Raw genomic sequence first — 19,197 nt, forward strand, 5'->3', positions numbered from 1 at the left:
TACATTTTTGATTTTGTAGGGAGGGATAAGCGTTAGCGTCATCCACCATTTACGCCGTTCAGGTAATAATATGGTGTTGCTGTACCAACTCATCGAGCGTGGTGTGCGTGTTCTCCAGTGTCACGAGCGTGGTGGGTGCGGTGTAGGTTGTGCCTGTGCCGTCACGGTCGATGGAAATCACCGTGTTATTGCCGCTGGTGGTGACGTTCAGGTAGTTGGCGATGTTGGAGCTTGCAGGGTTCCAGCCCACTAACAAATCGTGGATATCTATTTTGTCGCCCTGCGCGAGTGAGAAGTTGTGCCAGGTGTCAGCCCCGTTCCCCCCCGTTGCGCTGGCACTGGTCAGCAGGTGATAAACCAGCGTGTCGCCATAAGCCGAGCCGGTTATCACATCGCTTAATGCGGTGCTGACGAATTGCGGGTTCATATTGATGGTTAATGTTGCACTGTCGGAATGACCGTTCTGGTCGTTCAGCGTGTAGGTGAATGTCTCCCTGGTGGTGATCGACGCCGGGTTAATCCCGCTATTGAGCGTGTAGGTATACGCCCCGTCGATGCCAATTTGCAGCGTGCCGTAATGCCCCTGAATGGTGGCGGAGGCGCTGCTGTTAGTGAGTGGATCAAGCGTTGCGGTGCTGCCGTTAAAACCGGTAATACTCAGAAGCGTATGAACCGTTCCCAACTGATCAATCGCGCCTGAGGAGTCCGTTCCATCGTACAAGTTGCCGTGAACGGTGCTGCCGCCTTGCGTTAAATAATTATCCAGATCAATGGTGGTGCCGGTGACGGTTGGGGTGATGCTTACCTGGCCTAATGCCAGCGGCCCCATGCTCCCGGTGTAGTTCAGGGTGTAGGTGCCAGCCTGAAGATCCAGCCCGGTTAAGTTAATATCTGCTACGCCACCGAGCAAAATACCGCCGCTAAACGAACCGTTTCTGACCACCGCGCCCGAGCCATCAGTGATATTCCAGGTCACGTTTAATCCGCCCAGAGACAGCAACGACGCTACGTTGAAATGCAGAACTGGATTGTGCAAAACGTCATTCGCGCCGACGACAAATGTCCCACTGCCGCTTTTGCTGGTTGACGAAAGCAATGCTGCGTTCCAGACCGCCGAACCCACCGTGGTATCGGAGTAATTCGCGGTTGTTTGCGCGGTGCTAACCGCCATTGCCGTACTGATATCGTCAATCGCATTCACCGGGGTCGGTGTAGCTGTGACATTTAACGACGCGGTATCGGTGTCGCCATTTGGCGCAGTCACGGTATAGATGAAACTATCCGGCGTTTTGATGCTGTCAGCGCCCACACCCGCATTCAGTTTGTAGGTGTAGTTGCCGTTGGCATCAATCGTTAGCGTGCCGTATTCGCCAACAATGGTGGTGGTTCCGCTGGCTGCAACAGCAACGCCGTTGACCTGTGTGATATGGCTATTCACCGGAGCCACATCGTCTGCCAGCACGTTACCCGTCGTCGAGGCGGTAACGCTTTCCACCGCATAAGTATGATCCTGCAAAATGTTCAGCGTGTAGCCCGTCAGCACGGTGACGCCGCTGGCATTATTGAGCAGGAACAGGTACTCGCCACCCGGCAGGGTCAACGTTAATTGCCCCGAAGTTCCGCCCAGCAACGGCGCGGTCAGCCAGGTATTCACCACTTTATATTGCTCAAACTGCTGGGTGACATCGTTGAACTTGTAGATGTACAGGTCGAAGGTTGACAGCAATGCCACGCCGCCTACGCTTGCCTGCAACGTCATGGTGCGCGTCGAACCGTCATCAACATCAAAGATTATCGGGTTCGTCATGTTCGCCAGCACGTTGAGGCTCAGGACATTCCCAAGACCCACGCCGACCACCGAGAAACCTCCCTGCGATGACGGCCCGTGGTTGACCGCTTCGACGTCGGTGTTGTAGGTCAGCGACGCGGTGTTATCCGTTGCGGTAACGGTGTTCGCCGGAGCGCCATTACCCAGCGTCACGACCAGCTGCGCCGAATTGCTCACGCCGTTGAAGGTGATGGTGTAGGTGAAGTTTTCCGTATGCCCAAGAACGGTGGCGGACGTGTTGGTCAGGGTGTAGGTGTAGCTGCCGTCCTGGTTGATATGCAGCACGCCATACTGGCCCTGAATATCAGCCCCGCCTGCACCAATCTGGGTGGTGACGCCCTGCGCATTGGTGACGGAACTCACCACCGTTCCTGCCGGAGCGGTGTCTGAACTGCCCGTCGGGCCTGCGTCGATGATCACGTTGCCCGGATGTGTGGTGCCGCTGGTGATCGTCCCCGCACTGGTTTGCACCACGGAAACGTCGAGGTTGGTCAGCGAACCCGTCGCCAGCAGACTGGTGTTGTAACTCAGAACACGGTACGAACCCTCCGGCAGCCCGGTGATATTCATCGTCACGCCGCTGGCACCCAACGTTAGCAGGTTGGCAAACTGTGGCATCGACGAGTCGATAATGGTGCTCCATGTCCCGGTCACTGAGTCGTATTTCTGAACCGCGACTTCCAACGTATTAAGCAGCGAAAGCACAACTCCCGTGGCGGAGGCATCAATGGTGATATTGCCGCTGCCACCCGCGGCGATGTTAAAGCCAACCTGCGCGGTGTCATTGCCGAGAACTGACGCCACATTACCCAGCGCGCCCACCAGCAATACGCCGTAGTCGCTGGCGTGCGAAGTTGTCACTTGCGCATTGGTGGTTAACGCCAGGTTCACCACGTTGTCGTCTGCCGCCAGTGGCAGAACCGGCGCAGTCGCCGTAATGGAAGGCGAGGTGTTCCCCGCCGCATCGGTGGCTTTGACGGAAAGCACTTCCCCGCCAATTTCACGCGTCGGCAGCGTCAGGCTATAACTGCCCCCGGCGTTGGCGGTGGTGGTGACGGTTGTGCCGCCAGGCAATGTGATGGTCACGGTGCTGTTGGCTTCGGCGGTGCCGCTGATGGTTGTGCCGTCGCCGCTGATCGTCGCTGTTGGTGCCAGCGGTGCGACGGTATCCACAACGACCGTTGCCGGAGTGGATGCGCCACCGGTGCCGTTGACGTTGGTGGCCGTCGCGGTAAAGGCATGGGAGCCTTCACTTAACGCGCCTGTTGGCGTATAGCTCCAGACCCCGCCGACTCCCGCAACAGTGGTGCCCATCAGCACACCATTGTTGTAGACGTTGACGGTCGCTCCGACATCCGCGATGCCGTTGATGGTTGGTGTGGCATCGTTAGTGCTTTGCCCGTTGGCGACATTCCCGGTGACTGCGGCGAAGTCATCCACCACGCTGGTGATGACCGGCACGCCAGGCAACGCCGTTGAAGGTGCGGTCACGCTGGCGGCGTTACCTGTGTTGCCCGCCGCATCCTGAGCAAAGGCTTGTAGGACTTGCGCATTGGTTTGCGCCGGAGAAATGGCGATTGTGAACGCGCCTGTACCGTCCGCCGTTGCGGTCCCGAGCACCGTTCCGCCGCTGGTGGTAATCGTCACGGTGCTGCCCGCTTCGGCAGTGCCCGTTACGCTGGTGCCGGTTGCGTTAACCGCCAGCCCGGTTGGCAACGCTGGCGGTGTGACATCGACTACAATCGCCGCAGGCTGCGAAAGGGCGCTGATGTTACCCGCTAAATCGGTAGCGGTGACGGTGAAGGAATGCACCCCTTCAGAAAGTAGCTGCCCGGCAGGCGGCGTATACGTCCAGACGCCGCTGCCATTGGCGGTAACGGTGGTGTACAGCACGCCGTTGTCATAAATGTTCACTGTGGCATTGGCTTCCGCCGTGCCGTTAAGCGTTGGCAATCGGTCGTTGGTCGCCTGGTTATTCGCGATCGAACCGTTAAACACGCCACCCGCTACATCATCGACAATCGAGGTGATAATCGGGGCAGTCGGCGCGGTGGTATCAACCACAATGGCAAAGCCCGCGCTGGTGGGGCTGATGTTACCCGCCGCATCCGTTGAGGTGAGCGTAAAGGTATGCAGACCTGTTGTCAGTGGTGTGGTCGGGGTGAATGACCAGTTGCCGCCAGCAGGAACCGTCACGGTGCCAATTTGTGTCGCGCCATCAAAGATGGCAAGCGTGCTGCCTGCTTCTCCGGTGCCATTAAGCGTAGGCCGCGCATCGTTGGTGACTTGCCCGTTGCCCAGCGAACCTACTGCGCCGCCAGCCACATCGTCCACTACCGTGGTGAGCGTTGGCGTGGCCGGTGCAAAGCTGTCGATGTTGAGCGTAAAGGTGCCTGATACTGCCCCCAGGTTGCCTGCCGCATCGGTAGAGGTGGCGGTGAACACATGCGTCCCTTCGCTCAAATCGCCAGAAGGAGTGAAGCTCCAGGTGCCGTTCGGCAAAGCAGTGACGGTGCCGATAGGTGTGGTGCCACCGTTGTCGTAAATATTCACCGTGGAGTTGGCTTCAGCCGTACCACTGAGTAACGGCTGTTTGTCGTTGGTGGTTTGCCCGCTGACTAACGGTCCCGTAACCGGGCCGACATCATCGAATGCCTGAATCACGATTGGGGAAGTTGGCGCCGCGGTATCGACCACGATATTAAACGCGACTGATGGAGGGCTGACGTTGCCCGCCGTATCGGTCGCTGTAACCGTAAACGCATGATTACCGTTGCCCAACGCGGCGTTTGCTGGTGGGGTGAAATTCCACACGCCACCCACTGCGGTAGTGGTGCCAATCAAGGTGCCGTTATCGTAGATATTTACGGTTGAACCCGCTTCCGCCGTGCCTCTCAGCGCCGGACGGGTGTCGTCCGTGACCTGGTTGTTGACCAAATCACCGGTGGCTGAACCGATATCGTCAACAATATTAGTAATCGCTGGCGCGGTGGGAGCCGCGACATCAACCACGACGTTAAAACCTGCTGATGGCGCACTGACGTTCCCGGTGGCATCGGTGGCGGTAACGGTCAAATTATGCGACCCGCTGGTGAGCGGCGTGCCTGGTGTAAAGCTCCAGGTTCCGCCTGCACCCACGGTGGTCGTGCCCAGCACCTGGTTGCCGTCAGACACCGTAATGGTCGCACCCACTTCCCCGGAGCCGGTAATCACAGGTCGAGTTTCATTGGTTGGCACGCCGCTGGTGATTGGCCCAAGGTTTGGCGCAGTGTTGTCGGTGACGGTCACAATCAACGGTGCAGTAGGTGCCACCGAGTCAACGACGACAGAAAATACGCCGGAAGGATTGCTGACGTTGCCAGCGGCGTCCGTGGCGGTGACGGTCAGGTTGTGGTTTCCCTGACCGAGCGCGGAGGTCGGATCCAGTGACCATACCCCCGCGCCATTCGCGGTCGTAGTGCCAATAATGGTATTGCCATCTCTTAGGGTAATAATGGCATTTGCTTCACTGGTGCCACTTACCGTCGGCAATGTGTCTTTCGTGGCTTGCCCACTGGTTAATGTCACATCACCAGCCTGGGTCTGGTCGTCCACCACCAACGTTATCGCCGGGACGACAGGTGCGGATGTGTCTATCACTGAGTTAAAGGTGGTCGCCGGGCTCACGTTCCCCGCCGCGTCGGTGGTGGTGAGCGTGAGCGGGTGGCTGCCTTCGGTCAGCGCTGGATTTGGTGTCCATGTCCAATTCCCCGTTGCATCAACAGGAATCGTCGCAACCACCGTACCGTTATCGCTAATAATCAGCGTGGTATTGGGTTCAACGGTTCCGCTAAAGGTTGGCGTGTTGTCGTTGGTTGGTTGACCAGAAACCACCGCTCCTGGGGTGGCGCCATCGTCTGTCACGCTGCTAATCACTGGTGCAAGCGGCGCGGTGGTATCCACGTTTAATGAGAAACCTGCAGACGGTACGCTGACGTTCCCGGCGGCATCGGTTGAGGTGACGGTTATTGGATGCGAACCGTTGCCCAAATCCACCGTCGGCGTAAAGGTCCAGGTGCCCCCAGCGCCTACTACGGCGGTGCCAATTGGCGAGCCGTTATCCAGGATGGTGATTGTCGAGCCTGTTTCCCCGCTGCCGGTAAGGGTTGGGCGCGGATCGTTGGTCGCCTGCCCGCTGGCGATGTCACCTGTGACTGGTGTGACGTCATCGGTGACGGTGGTGATGGTCGGTTGCGCTGGTAAAGCGGTATCAACAGTGACAACAAAGTTCGGTGATATGCCGCTGGTGACGCCGCCGACGGTCTGACTTACCGCGAAGGTATGCAGGCCGTCATCCAGTGGCGTGGTGAACTGGAAACTCCACGCGCCGTTTATATCGGCCGTAATCGGTGTCTGGGCGACGCCGTCAATATAGAGTGTGACGGTAGCGTTGTCGGCAGCCTGGCCGCTGAGCGTTGGCAAGTTATCGTTGGTGCTTTGCCCGCTAGTCAGATCGCTAATGTTAGGCGCGACATCATCCAGCACCTCTATAGTTGGCGGGTGAGGGATGCCGGAAGTGACGGCGATAATATCCGCCGCCGTACTCTGGTTGCCCGCCGGATCCTGCGCAATTGCGGTTAATGCTTCGCCGGTCGTTTGTGCAGGCGAGATGGTGACGGTAAATGCCCCGGTCGTGCCATCGGCTAATCCTCTACCAATTTCGTCGCCGTTTGCGTCACGGATGATCACCGTACTGCCCGCTTCAGCCGTCCCGCTGATTAATGTCCCCGTCTCTTCCAGCGGCGTTGTGATAGTCGGCATGGCTGGCGGAGCCGTATCTACCGTAATCAAAATGGGTGCGGATGGCCCAACCGAGTTACCCGCCGGATCGGTTGCGCCAATCGTCAGCGAATGCCCGTTTTCGGCCAGCTCAGGCAACGTCACGCTCCAGGTGCCATTCGCGCCAACGGTTGTTGTCGCAATCGGCACGATTCCGCCGTTGTCATAAATATTAATCGTGCTGCCAACGGTGCCCGTGCCGTTGAAGGTCGGGGTTTTGTCGTCGGTAACGCTGCCGCTTGTCAGCGGAGTTTGAATGACGCCTTCGTTATCAACAATTTCTGTCACCACCGGAGCGGTGAGCGGCGTGTTATCAACGGTCAACGTAAAGTTTGCCGACGGGCTGCCGACGTTCCCCGCCGGATCGGTTCCGGTGGCGGTCAGATTCAGCGTGCCGTTCGGCAATGCGGTAGCAGGCGTAATTGTCCACACACCGCCAGCCACGACAGCGGTGCCTAGCACGGTGCTGCCGTTGTACAGCGTGATGGTATCGCCATTGATGCCGGTGCCGTGGAAGGTCGGCGTATTGTCATCGGTGACGCCATTGGTCAGCAATGTTTGTTGCACCGCACCGACGTTATCGTCCGCTGAATCAATGGTTGGCGCAGCAGGCGGCTCGGTATCGAGGGTGAAGTTAATGGCGCCTGATGCCGGACTTTTGTTACCCGCCGCATCGCTTTCGGTCACGCTGATTGAATGGTCTGGCGTGGTGAATGGCGTATCCGGGGTAAAGCTCCAGCTGCCATCTGCCCGGACGGTCGTGGTGCCAATAGGATCGCCATTATCGAGGATCGTGATGGTATCGCCCGCCGTTCCCGTGCCGGAGAAGGTTGGAGTGGTGTCGTTGGTGCTGCCGTTATTGGCGATGGTTCCAAGCCCTGGCGACACATCGTCAGTCACGGTTGGAATGCCCGGTGTGGCAGGGATCGAGGAGTCCACGGTTAACGTAAAGCCCGCCGATGGTAGGCCGACGTTACCTACCGGATCGGTTGCCACGGCGGTGAGCGTATGAGCGCCTTCAGTCAACGCCGTCGTTGGGGTAAATGTCCAGTTTCCGCCAGCCGGAACGGTAATCGTGCCAATAGGCGTGGTGCCGCCATTATCGTAAATCCTGATGGTGGCCCCCACTTCCCCGGTTCCTGAAAGCGTTGGAGTCCCGTTTTGTATGCTGCCGCCGCTGACCAGTGTGGCGCTGGCACCGCCGACTTCACCCACGGCGTTAACAATCAACGGTGCAGCCGGAGGCGTGGTGTCTATCGTCAGAGTAAAGTTGGCCGCAGGGCTGGCGTTGCCCGCCGCATCGGTCGCCACCGCGGTAAGTGCGTGCGCTCCCTCCGTCAGAGGTTGCGTTGGCGTGATATTCCATTGGCCATCGATTCCGATGGTGAATGAGCCGATGGCTGTTGCGCCATCGTAAAGCGTGATGGTTGAGCCTGGTGCCCCGGTGCCGTTGAATTGCGGACGGGTATCATCGGTGGAAGCGTTGTTGCCAAGCGGGGCGGTTACGCTGCCGATATCATCCGCCGCGCCAGTAATGACCGGGGTTGCTGGCGGCGTGGTGTCTACCGTAATCACAAACTCTGCAGACGGAGCAATGACGTTACCCGCGGAGTCAGAAGCCGTGACCGTAAAGCGGTGCTCGCTTTCGCTAAGCGCGGTGGTCAGCGTGTAACTCCAGGTGCCGGAGGCATCGACAGTAAACGTCGTCAGCGTCGTTGTGCCATCGAGCGTCAGAATGACCGTTGAGCCAGGTTCACCAGTGCCCTGGATTGTCGGCGTCGTGTCGTTGGTGACGCCATTATTCGGCACGGAACCGGTAATTGTTCCAAAATCATCGCTCACTAAAGTGATTGCCGGAGCGAGCGGGGCGATGGAGTCGACAGTCAGGCTAAACGATGCGGCTGGGCTGGTGTTGTTATCGGCATCGGTCGCGGTGAAGGTCAGGTTGTGCAGCCCTTGCCCCAGCGCAGTCGTTGGCGTGAAACTCCAGATGCCGCCAGGGTCGGCGATAACAGTGCCGATTGGCGTGGTCCCGCCGTTGTCATAGATGTTGATTGTTGCACCTGGTTCGGCGGTGCCTTGCAGTGTCGGTTTGTTGTCGTTGGTGGTATCGCCGTTGTTCAGATTGCCCGTGATATTGGCAACATCGTCAATCACAGCGCCGATCACCGGAACCGCTGGTGGCGTGGAGTCGGGGGCCTCAACCGGCGCTTCCGGCCCGGTGTTACCGGCTTTATCCGTGGCGGTGACTTCCAGCGTTTCGCCGTTGGTTTGTGCAGGCGTTATGGTGACGCTAAAGCTGCCGTCATCCCCGGCTTTTCCATCACCCAGCGGGTTGCCGTTGCTGTCGCTAACCGTCACGGTACTGCCGGGTTCGGCGTTACCCGTGACCACGGTTCCTTCGTCGTTAACCGCCAGATTGGTCGGGGCGCCAGGGTCGGTGGTGTCCTGGGCGAGTACGCCGGTATTCGGGCCTTTGTTACCTGCCGCATCTGTGGCGCTGACCAACAGCGCTTCGCCGTTAGTTTGCGCCGTCGTCAGCGGAGTGACATCGAATGCGCCATTGATATCCGCAGTACCCGTTCCCAGCACCAGACCATTCCCGTCGGTGACGGTAATAATGCTGCCGGCTTCCGCCGTGCCGGTGACATGCAGACCATCCGTTGTGACCAGCAATCCGGTTGGGGCAGCGGGTGGAGTGGTATCAACAATCACGGTGTAGGTATTTGATACTGTGCTGACGTTGCCCACGGCGTCCGTGGCGGTGACGGTGAAACTGTGGCTGCCTTCACCCAGAGCCGTCGGCGTGTAGCTCCAGGTCCCTGTTCCATCGACAAGAATTGTGCCAATGACGGTGCCGTTATCGCTGATGGTAATGGTGGAGTTAGCTTCTCTTGTTCCGCTGAGAATCGGGGTGGTGTCGTTGGTCGATTGCCCGGAGAGCACCGGTACTTGCAGGGTGTCATTATTATCAACGGCACCCGTGATAACTGGCGCAGCAGGTGCGGTCGCATCAATATCAATCGTAAAACTTGTCGATATGCCACCGACGTTACCGGCCAAGTCCGTCGCCTGGGCGGTAAAGATATGCGGTCCATCAAGCAGATTAGAGCCAGGTGTGAATGTCCAGGTTCCGTCGGTATTGACGACAGCGGTGTCCAGCAGGACACCATTGTCGAAAATGGTCACTGTTGTACCCGCTTCACCGGTGCCGTGAATGGTTGGACGCGGATCGTTGGTCGCCTGATTGTTTGTTAGCTCACCCGTTCCCGGCGTGACGTCATCAACCACGCCAGTGATCGCAGGCGCGCCAGGTGCCGTTGTATCAATCGTGACGGTAAAGTCGACGGTAAATCCGCTGGTTCCCGCGACGGTTGTTTGAGTTGCCGTGAAGGTATGTTGGCCCTGTAGCAATGGTATAAGGGGCTGGTAGCTCCAGTTTCCACTGCCGTCCACTGAGATAATTATCGGGAGTGGGTTGTTATCAATGTAGAGATTCACGGTCGCACCAGGAGCTGCCGTACCGCGAACTTCTGGCTGCGTGTCATTGGTAGATTGCCCGTTGGTGACATTCCCGCTCACTGGGTTCACGTCATCAACAAGCAGCGTGATGACAGGTGGCTGCGGCAGGCCGGAGTTGCTGGCAGTAAAGCTGGTTGAATCGCTGGTATTTCCGGCAAGATCCTGGGCAATAGCCGTCAGCGTTCCCCCTGCGGTTTGCGCCGGGGAAATATTGATATTGAATGCGCCGGTGCTACTGTCAGCCGTCCCTCTGCCGATTTCAGTCCCACCTGCATCTTTAATAATGACGGTGCTGCCTGCTTCGGCAGTGCCGCTAACCTGCGTCCCGGTGGTTTCAACGGGCAGAGTGATTCCTGGCGCAGGCGGCGGTGTGTTATCGACAGTAATGACAATCGGTGCGGATGGCCCGACGGAATTACCCGCAGGATCGGTCGCACCGATAGTCAGAGAATGCTGCGTTTCGCTAAGTTCCGGTAGCGTAATTGACCAGCTACCATCCGGGGCGACGACGGTGGTGCCAATCGGCGTGGTTCCACCGTTATCATAAATATTAATCGTGCTACCCGCGGTGCCTGTGCCGTTAAAGGTTGGCGTTTTGTCGTCCGTGAAACTGCCATCGGTCAGTGGGGTTTGAATCGCCCCTACGTCATCCACAATGCCCGTTACCACAGGCTCGGCGAGCGGGGTGGTGTAAAGGGTCAAGGCAAAATTGGCCGAAGGATCGCTGACGTTACCGACTGCATCGGTCGCGGTTGCGGTCAGATTTAATGGGCCACCTGCCAGCGCCACGGTTGGGGTGATGCTCCAGACTCCGCCTGAAACGGTTGTGATGCCAAGCAATGTGCTGCCGTTGTAGAGCTTGATGATATCGCCATCGACACCCGTTCCGTGGAAGGTGGGGGTCGTGTCGTCAGTAATACCGCCGTTGAGCACTGGTTGCTGGAGATCACCGACATTATCGTCGGCATTCAAAATGACTGGCGCGTCGGGTGCGGTGGTATCGACCGTAAAGGCGAAGCCCGTAGAAGGCTGGCTGACGTTGCCTGCTTCATCTGTGGCGGTAAGGGTCAGATTATGGCTGCCATTTCCCAGCGGTGCGGTTGGGGTGTAGCTCCAGTTCCCTGTTCCATCAACGGTGATAGTTCCAATAACCACACCATTGTCTTTGAGGGTGAGGGTGGTGTTAGCTTCGCCTAATCCTTTGAGAGAAGGGTGATTTTCGTTGGTATCGCGGTTGGCAAGAATAGGTATCTCCAGCGAACCGTTCTCGCTGTATACGCCTGTGATTGACGGTAGCGCTGGCGCTGTCGCATCAATAGTCACTGCAAATCCTGGCGATGTTCCGCTTAGATTACCCGCAGCATCCGTCGCGCTGGTGGTGAAAACGTGGCTTCCATCGCCCAGGTTTGTGTCTGGCGTGAAGTTCCAGGTTCCATCGGCCTGGACCTGAGTGGTGCCCAGCAATGTTGTTCCATTATCGAAAATCGCCACGGTACTACCGGCTTCGCCAGTGCCATTAAGAGTTGGACGAGGATCGTTACTCAGTTGGCCGCTAGTCAGGTTGCCAGTTACCGGCGTGACATCATCCACTACGCTGGTAATCACCGGCGTGGATGGTGGGAGGGCGTCGAAAGCGGTGAATTCAGCTTCTGCGCCCGTATTCCCAACAACATCGACAGCAACGGCGAAGAGTGTTTCACCCGCTGTTTGTGCTGGAGAAAGGGTGATGGTGAATATACCTGTCGTGGCATCTGCCATTCCTTCGCCAATTTTGTTGCCATCGGCGTCGGTAATTATCACCGTACTGCCCGCTTCGGCGGTGCCCGTTACCGTTGCACCATCTTGCGAAACATCAAGATTTTCGGGGGCGGCAGGCCCCTGGCTATCAATAGTGACGGTATAGCTGCCGGATGGATCACTTTCACCTTTTTCATTGGTGGCGGTGGCGGTGAAGTTATGTGTTCCATCTGCAAGGGGAGTGCCTGGTGTAAAGCTCCAGTTGCCGTTGGCATCAGCGACGACGGTGCCAATTTGCTGACCGTTGTCGAAGATACGCACCGTGGAGTTTGCCAGTGCAACGCCTTCTATGGTCGGGGTATTATCGTTCGTCGATTGTCCGTCCAAAACCAGGCCGGTGGTCGGTTCCGCGTCATCATTTACAGCGGTTACAACGGGTTCGACAGGATCGGGAATCAGCGGCGCGGTGACTGTGGCATCAGGGCCAGTATTTCCTGCGGGATCGGTGGCGTGCGCTGTGAGATCTTCGCCGTTAATTTGCGGATTGGTCAGTGGGATTGAAAAATTGCCATTACCATCAGCGGTGCCTGTTCCGATAACCTGGCCTGCGCTATCGGTAATGGTCACGGTACTGCCAGGTTCAGCGCTGCCGGTAATAGTTTTACCGTCAGCCGAGACGTTCAGATTTGTCGGTGCTGCGGGTGGGGTGGTATCAGCCGCTGGTGGCGCAGGGTTTGGAGAGCCAGGGCCACCGTTGCCGTTAGAGTTGTCGCTCCCACCGCCGCCGCCGCCTCCGCCAGCAGCAAGGGCAATCCCCCCAGCAACGGCGACTCCGCCCAGCACCCAGGGCCAAATCGCTCCGCCGCCGTGAGATTCGGCACCTGTGGCGGCCATCAGCTCATCAATATTGGCGATGTGTTCGAAGTGAAAAGCAGAGTCGGTATCCTGCACCCACCACAGCGCACCTTTGCTATCTTCAAGAACTAATTGGTTGCCGCCCTGATCGGCAAACGCATAGAAATTTTTAACGGTAATTACTTCGCCATCTCGCAGAGTGATAACCATATCCTGATTAGTGCGAGCAATACTGGCGATATCAGCACGCTCGGCCCTGAGTTCTACAATTGAAGGAGCATTCAGCGTGATTTCTGAGCTTTCAACATTATTCGTTACGCCAGTCAGTTTTGAGATGATTGATATTGAACGCATTATTATCACTCCATTCAATGTGAACGTAGGGGCTTTGACACAGCTGATGCACGCAAATAACTTCCCCTGAACAAAGTATTAAAATGATTCCATTGATCTATAAATTTGAAGCGAACGAATCCGGACATCAGAATGATGACGACTAGCGTTATTGATAAATTAGGTTTTCTTCCGGGTCACATATTTATATAAATGGAAACTTCATACTTTCTTATCATTTTATTTCAGGGTTATTGAAAATATAGACAGGAAAGCATGAAAGCGCAAATTAAGGATTGCTAAAGAAAATCTTTAGTATCGATGAACTATCATTTTGCCGAAACATGAGTTATCAGGGCAAGATTCCTGGGATTTACCTGAAGGGTGGCTATACGGTTTTTCTCGATTAAATTTGTTTTTATTCAATGTATTGCATGATTTATTTGTGTTGGGCTATGACGGCTTTAATCAATTGAAGGCGCTGTTTTTATAAGGTTATTTTTCCGGAGAGAAAGCTGTTCATTTATCTGTTTGAGTTGAAATAGAGGAGAAAAATTTTGCTTTTATTAAGCAGGGTTTATCCAACGAAGCGGGTTGTTGCGGATAATACTGAATGGGTTTATGAGAGGTAGCACACAACTAATAAATGTGCGGAATATATTTTCCATAAATAACTCACCGAAACTAATTATTCAGAATGACAATTTTATATTTAACTTATTTATAAAGCAGGAATATAAAATACATTACCGATTCTTAGTAATAAGAGCCGGTAATGATATCTATAGGTTATAGAATAAGGGTTATCGACCTGCGTGTTTCATAATGCGTGCTTTGTCTACCGCCCACTCTTTATCTTTCAAATCGTTACGCTTGTCGTGTTGTTTCTTACCTTTTGCTACGCCGATTTTGACTTTACACCAGGCATTTTTCCAGTACATCGACAGAGCCACGACGGTATAACCATCACGATTAATGCGCCCGTAAAGATTGTCCAGTTCGCGCTGGTTAAGCAGGAGTTTACGCGTGCGTGTAGGGTCGCAGACCACATGGCTTGAAGCCACATTTAACGGGGTAAAGTTGGCGCCGAACAAGTATGCTTCGCCGTCTTTCAAAATGACGTAGCTATCACCTATGTTGGCCTTCCCGGCACGTAGAGATTTTACTTCCCAGCCTTGTAGCACTAGCCCCGCTTCATACTCATCTTCGATAAAGTATTCATGGCGGGCGCGTTTGTTTTGCGCAATGGTGGCTGAACCTGGTTTGAATGCTTTTTTCTTTGTCATAGTGCTGCTCAGTATATGTAATCCAGGAGTTCAAATACACCCCGCTTCGCTGCGAGGATGAAGGCATATCTTAGCACGGCTCCAGGCTAAGAGTTTTTCTTTGCGTGATGATAAATGTTATTATTTGCCCGTTTTGTGACTCTCAGGAAATGCTATGCCTCAGATTACCCGTACTGCGCTAGTGCCTTACAGCGCGGAGCAGATGTATCAATTAGTGAACGACGTGAAATCCTATCCAGATTTTTTACCGGGTTGCACAGGCAGCCGGGTGCTTAACGCGTCGGCCGAACAGATGACGGCGGCGGTCGATGTTTCCAAAGCTGGGATCAGCAAAACTTTCACGACGCGTAACACCCTGACCAGCAATCAAAGCATTTTGATGCATCTTGTTGATGGGCCGTTTAAGTCATTAATGGGGGGCTGGAAGTTCACGCCATTAAGCGCTGAAGCATGCCGTATTGAGTTCCAACTTGATTTTGAATTTACCAACAAACTTATCGAGTTGGCATTTGGGCGTATCTTCAAAGAGCTTGCGGGTAACATGGTTCAGGCGTTTACCGTGCGTGCGAAAGAGGTCTACAGTGTCGCCTGAAATTAAGGTCGAAGTGGTTTATGCGCTGCCTGAAAAGCAGTACTTGCTTAAAGTCTGGCTGGCGCATGGAAGTACCGTTGAGCAGGCGATTGCCGCATCGGGCATCCTTGAATTGCGTACCGATATTGATTTGACGAAGAATAAGGTTGGGATTTTTAGCCGACCGGTAAAACTGACCGACACGCTTAACGACGGAGATCGGGTGGAGATTTATCGACCGCTCATTGCTGACCCGAAAGAGTTAAGACGCCAGCGCGCTGAAAAGGCTGCTCAGAAGTAGACAAAAAAGTAGTCGAAACAGTAGCAAAAACAAAGGTGCCGATTGGCACCTTTTTTGTTGGTTATTCTTTTTCCAGCTTCGGCTTGTTGTCGATGTTGGTCAACACACCGCTGCTGTTGAAACTCAGAGTGAGTGTTTGCTGAGTTACGCCTTCATGCCCTGGTTGCTGGCGGAAGACATAGAACCAGGTACTTGTACCGAATGGATCGGTCATCATTGGCGTACCCAGAGCATACGCAACTTGTTGTTGAGTCATGCCAGTACGAATCTTTGACACATCGTTCTGTGTCAGGTAGTTCCCCTGGTTAATGTCGGGGCGGTAAACCACTCGCTCCAGAGTGGAACAGCCTGCGGTCAGCATAAGAAGAACCGCTGCGGCAGCAGTCAGCGTTTTACAGCGCATAGTGATTTGATTCCTTTTCGGGCCCGAGCAGCACATGGCTCATTCATAATATGCCGATGATAATAAACCTTTACGCAGTTTAAAACATTAAGGCGCTTAACTCTGACCCTGGTACGGCAAAAAAGTTGGCTTAAAACCTGCTCAATTAACAATATGCTAGCTGATTGGTGTTTTTTTGAACGATGAGGTTATGCCGCCAACAACTCTTTTGCGTTAGCCAGAGTATTACGAGTGACTTCGCTGCCACCAAGTAGACGAGCCAATTCTTGCAAGCGTGAGCGCTTATCGAGCGGCTGCATGTGAGTTTCTGTCATTTCACCGTCGGTTTCTTTACTGACAAAGAAGTGATGATGGCCACAGCCTGCAACTTGCGGCAGATGCGTGACGCACATAACCTGGGTTGATTCGCCGAGCTGGCGCAATAATTTACCCACCACTGCCGCTGTTGGGCCGCTGATACCGACATCCACTTCATCGAAAATCAACGCTGGTGTTTCCATTTTACGTGCGGTGATCACCTGAATTGCCAGCGCAATACGTGAAAGCTCGCCACCCGAGGCCACTTTCGCCAGCGGTTGCAACGGCTGACCAGGGTTGGTGCTGACGCGGAAATCAATGCGGTCCGCACCTTCTGCCGTCAGGTGGTTTTCATTGAATTCAACGTCAATGGCGAGTTTGCCGTGCGGCATAGACAAAGAATGCATGCTTTCGGTGATCAGCTCACAAAGTTCCGCCGCGTAGTGCGCGCGACGCTGGTGTAATTCGCGTGCGGTGCTAAGCGCTTGCTGATGATGGATGGCTACCGCCTGCATCAGTTCATCCTGAGAGCTGGCCTGATCGTCCAACTGTTGAAGTTCTTCGAGCAATTGTTGATGAAAAGTGGGCAGCTCTTCCGGAGAAATATGGTGTTTGCGTGCCAGCGAGATTTGCCGCGAGATACGCTGTTCCAGTTCGTACAAACGGTTCGGGTCAAGATCGAGGCGGTCGCAATAGTGGCGCAGCTCGTCACTGGCTTCCGAAATCTGAATGTTAGCTTCTTCGAGCATATTTAATACGCCGGAGAGTTTGCCATCCATTCCCGCCAGTTCTTCCATCAAATGACGAACGGTATACAGCTGGCTTTGCAGGTTATTGTCTTCGCCATCAGCAAGGATCGCTAGCGCTTGCTGGCTGACAGAGATCAATTGCCCGCTGTTCGCCAGACGTTTGTACTCTTCGTCGATTTGCTCAAATTCACCTGCAATCGGTGAGAACTCATTGAGTTCTTTCAATTGATAATTCAGTAACTCGCTGCGGGATGCGCGTTCCTGAGCAAGTTGCTGGTGTTGTGCCAGAGTGCGGCAGCTTTGATGCCAGTCGCGATAATTCTCTGCCATTTTCAAAAGCAGTGCGGATTCACCCGCATAACCATCCAGCAGATTTTTTTGATGCTCTGGTTTTAACAAAAGCTGGTGCGCATGTTGACCATGAATTTGGATCAGCATCTGACCGAGGTCGCGCAGTTGAGAAAGAGGAACGGCAGTGCCATTAATAAAGCCACGTGAGCGACCATCGCTACTGATAACGCGGCGCAGCAAGCATTCACGGCCATCATCAAGTTGATTTTCTTCTAGCCAACGCAGGGCGGCAGGCGTGTCTTTCAAAGAGAAGCGGGCGCAAAGATCAGCGCGGCTGGCACCCTGACGCACCATATCAGCTTCAGCACGACCGCCAAGACACAATCCTAAGGCATCAATAGCAATAGATTTACCGGCACCCGTTTCACCGGTAATGGCGGTCATGCCGTGATGAAAATCGATTTCCAGTTCACGAACGATTGCGAAGTTACTGATGGTGAGTTGTGCCAGCATAATAGCTTTCCTGTATGAAAAGACATGACTGTGTTTTCATACAGTATAAACTGGTTTTATATACAGTAAAGAGCTAGTGGCACTTTTTAGAATAATTTTTTCGACCAGCCAAGCTTTGAGCTTAACGTATTGAAATAACTGTAATCTTTAGGGTGGATGAGATTGAGGTGATAGTCGCAGCGGCGAATTAAAACATCTTCCCCTTCCTGAATTGGCAGGGCAATCTGGCTATCGCAACTGATTTCAAGGTCACTGCGCATATGCGAGAAACGCAGACGGATGGTACTGCTGCTGTTAATGACCAACGGGCGAGCAGAAAGCGTGTGCGGGAACATCGGAACCAGTGTGATGGCATCCAGTGACGGGGTAAGAATAGGCCCGCCTGCCGAGAGCGAGTAGGCCGTTGAGCCAGTGGGGGTCGAAATTATTAGCCCATCAGAACGTTGTGAGAATGCGAAGACTTCATCGATATAGACTTCGAATTCAATCATATGGGCGACTTTGCCCGGATGCAGAACCACTTCGTTGATAGCGGTGCTCAGGCGCGTCGGCGTGTCCTGCTGGCACACCTGTGCTTCGAGTAAGAAGCGGCGCTCGGCGATGTAATGCCCTTCGAGCACATCGGCCAGTTGTTGTTGCGCGTTGTCTGGGTCAAGGTCGGTCAGAAAACCGAGATTGCCACGGTTGATGCCGATGACTTTGATATCGTAACGGGCAAGTACACGTGCGGCACCTAACATATTGCCGTCGCCGCCGACCACGACCGCAAGATCCGCCTGTTGCCCGATTTCCGCCAGCGTGCCAGTTTTCACATTCTGGAGGTTAAGTTCCTGGGCGATTTGCTGCTCGACAATCACGTCGTAGCCTTTTTTACATAGCCAGCGATACAGCATTTCATGCGTGGTGAGGGCCGTAGGGTGACGTGGATGCCCGACAATACCAATGCAGTTGAAATGTTTGTTCATTATGCTGAAGGTCCTTATGCGCAGATATGCCGTCTTATTATGACAATATGTCACGTTCCCTTGAATCCCGGAAACTGATCCCCATAATAAGCGAACCAGCGAGATGAATGCTAAAAACGCGGAGAAATTCATGAGTAGTAAAGATCAGAAAACACCAGACGAGCAAGTCTCGGACGAAATTGCAATGGAAAGCCACGAAGAAGTCGAGGCCGTAGAGGGTGCCGAAGTGGTTGATCCGCGCGATGAACAAATTGCCGATTTAACAGCGCAACTGGAAGAAGTTCAGCAGCGCGAGCGTGACAGCGTGTTACGCAACAAAGCGGAAATGGAAAACCTCCGTCGCCGTACCGAACTCGATATTGAGAAGGCGCACAAGTTCGCTCTGGACAAATTTGTCAACGAGCTGCTGCCGGTTATCGACAGCCTGGACCGCGCTCTGGAAGTGGCAGATAAATCCAACACCGATTTAGCCGCTATGATTGAAGGCATTGAATTAACTCAGAAATCAATGCTGGATGTGGTGCGTAAATTTGGTGTGGAAGTGGTTGGCGAGACTAATGTTCCGTTTAATCCGGATGTCCATCAGGCGATTGCAATGGTTGAGTCCGAAGATGTTGCACCAAACCATGTGCTGATGGTGATGCAAAAGGGTTACACCCTGAATGGCCGCACACTGCGCGCAGCAATGGTTTCTGTGGCTAAAGCCAAAGCGTAATTCGCACTATTGC

8 protein-coding genes are annotated in these 19,197 nt (G+C 54.5%); 3 read left to right on the forward strand and 5 right to left on the reverse strand.

Features of this window, described 5'->3' with window-relative positions; genetic code table 11:
- Positions 1-58: 58 nt before the first annotated feature.
- The gene (locus DY231_RS05290; RefSeq protein ID WP_115627541.1) at positions 59-13,114 is read right to left on the reverse strand and encodes a BapA/Bap/LapF family large adhesin; all 13,056 of its coding nucleotides are present in this window, start codon (positions 13,112-13,114) and stop codon (positions 59-61) included.
- A 782-nt stretch (positions 13,115-13,896) separates the two neighbouring features.
- The gene (gene smpB, locus DY231_RS05295; protein ID WP_115627542.1) at positions 13,897-14,379 is read right to left on the reverse strand and encodes an SsrA-binding protein SmpB; all 483 of its coding nucleotides are present in this window, start codon (positions 14,377-14,379) and stop codon (positions 13,897-13,899) included.
- A gap of 154 nt (positions 14,380-14,533) precedes the next feature.
- On the opposite strand from smpB, the gene DY231_RS05300 reads away from it, so the two are divergent.
- Both DY231_RS05300 and DY231_RS05305 read left to right on the forward strand, forming a co-directional pair.
- Positions 14,534-14,971, forward strand: a complete 438-nt coding sequence (locus DY231_RS05300) for a type II toxin-antitoxin system RatA family toxin (RefSeq protein ID WP_034497807.1) — start codon at positions 14,534-14,536, stop codon at positions 14,969-14,971.
- A complete protein-coding gene (locus DY231_RS05305) occupies positions 14,961-15,251 on the forward strand; it encodes an RnfH family protein (protein ID WP_115627543.1) in 291 nt (96 codons plus the stop codon). Before DY231_RS05300 ends, DY231_RS05305 begins: the two co-directional genes overlap by 11 nt.
- Positions 15,252-15,312: 61 nt before the next feature.
- On the opposite strand, the gene bamE is transcribed toward DY231_RS05305, so the two are convergent.
- The 3 genes from bamE to nadK all read right to left on the reverse strand — a co-directional run bounded on the left by bamE (position 15,313) and on the right by nadK (position 18,469).
- Positions 15,313-15,654: an outer membrane protein assembly factor BamE gene (bamE, locus tag DY231_RS05310; protein WP_034497803.1), complete on the reverse strand. Its 342-nt coding sequence runs from the start codon at positions 15,652-15,654 to the stop codon at positions 15,313-15,315.
- A gap of 188 nt (positions 15,655-15,842) precedes the next feature.
- Entirely contained in the window at positions 15,843-17,504 is a 1,662-nt protein-coding gene (recN, locus tag DY231_RS05315; protein WP_115627544.1) for a DNA repair protein RecN, read from the reverse strand.
- Between the two features lie 86 nt (positions 17,505-17,590).
- A complete protein-coding gene (gene nadK / locus DY231_RS05320) occupies positions 17,591-18,469 on the reverse strand; it encodes an NAD(+) kinase (RefSeq protein WP_034497800.1) in 879 nt (292 codons plus the stop codon).
- A 130-nt stretch (positions 18,470-18,599) separates the two neighbouring features.
- On the opposite strand from nadK, the gene grpE reads away from it, so the two are divergent.
- Complete coding sequence (gene grpE, locus DY231_RS05330; RefSeq protein ID WP_034497825.1) at positions 18,600-19,184, forward strand: nucleotide exchange factor GrpE; 585 nt, start codon at positions 18,600-18,602, stop codon at positions 19,182-19,184.
- Positions 19,185-19,197: the final 13 nt, after the last annotated feature.

Origin of the sequence: Buttiauxella agrestis (assembly GCF_900446255.1) — a bacterium.
Taxonomy (GTDB): domain Bacteria; phylum Pseudomonadota; class Gammaproteobacteria; order Enterobacterales; family Enterobacteriaceae; genus Buttiauxella; species Buttiauxella agrestis.

Excerpts from the sequence above, each read along its gene's own strand:
- DY231_RS05290 (WP_115627541.1), bottom strand. The coding sequence starts at position 13,114 with ATGCGTTCAATATCAATCATCTCAAAACTGACTGGCGTAACGAATAAT.
- smpB (WP_115627542.1), bottom strand. The coding sequence starts at position 14,379 with ATGACAAAGAAAAAAGCATTCAAACCAGGTTCAGCCACCATTGCGCAA.
- DY231_RS05300 (WP_034497807.1), top strand. The coding sequence starts at position 14,534 with ATGCCTCAGATTACCCGTACTGCGCTAGTGCCTTACAGCGCGGAGCAG.
- bamE (WP_034497803.1), bottom strand. The coding sequence starts at position 15,654 with ATGCGCTGTAAAACGCTGACTGCTGCCGCAGCGGTTCTTCTTATGCTG.
- recN (WP_115627544.1), bottom strand. The coding sequence starts at position 17,504 with ATGCTGGCACAACTCACCATCAGTAACTTCGCAATCGTTCGTGAACTG.
- nadK (WP_034497800.1), bottom strand. The coding sequence starts at position 18,469 with ATGAACAAACATTTCAACTGCATTGGTATTGTCGGGCATCCACGTCAC.
- grpE (WP_034497825.1), top strand. The coding sequence starts at position 18,600 with ATGAGTAGTAAAGATCAGAAAACACCAGACGAGCAAGTCTCGGACGAA.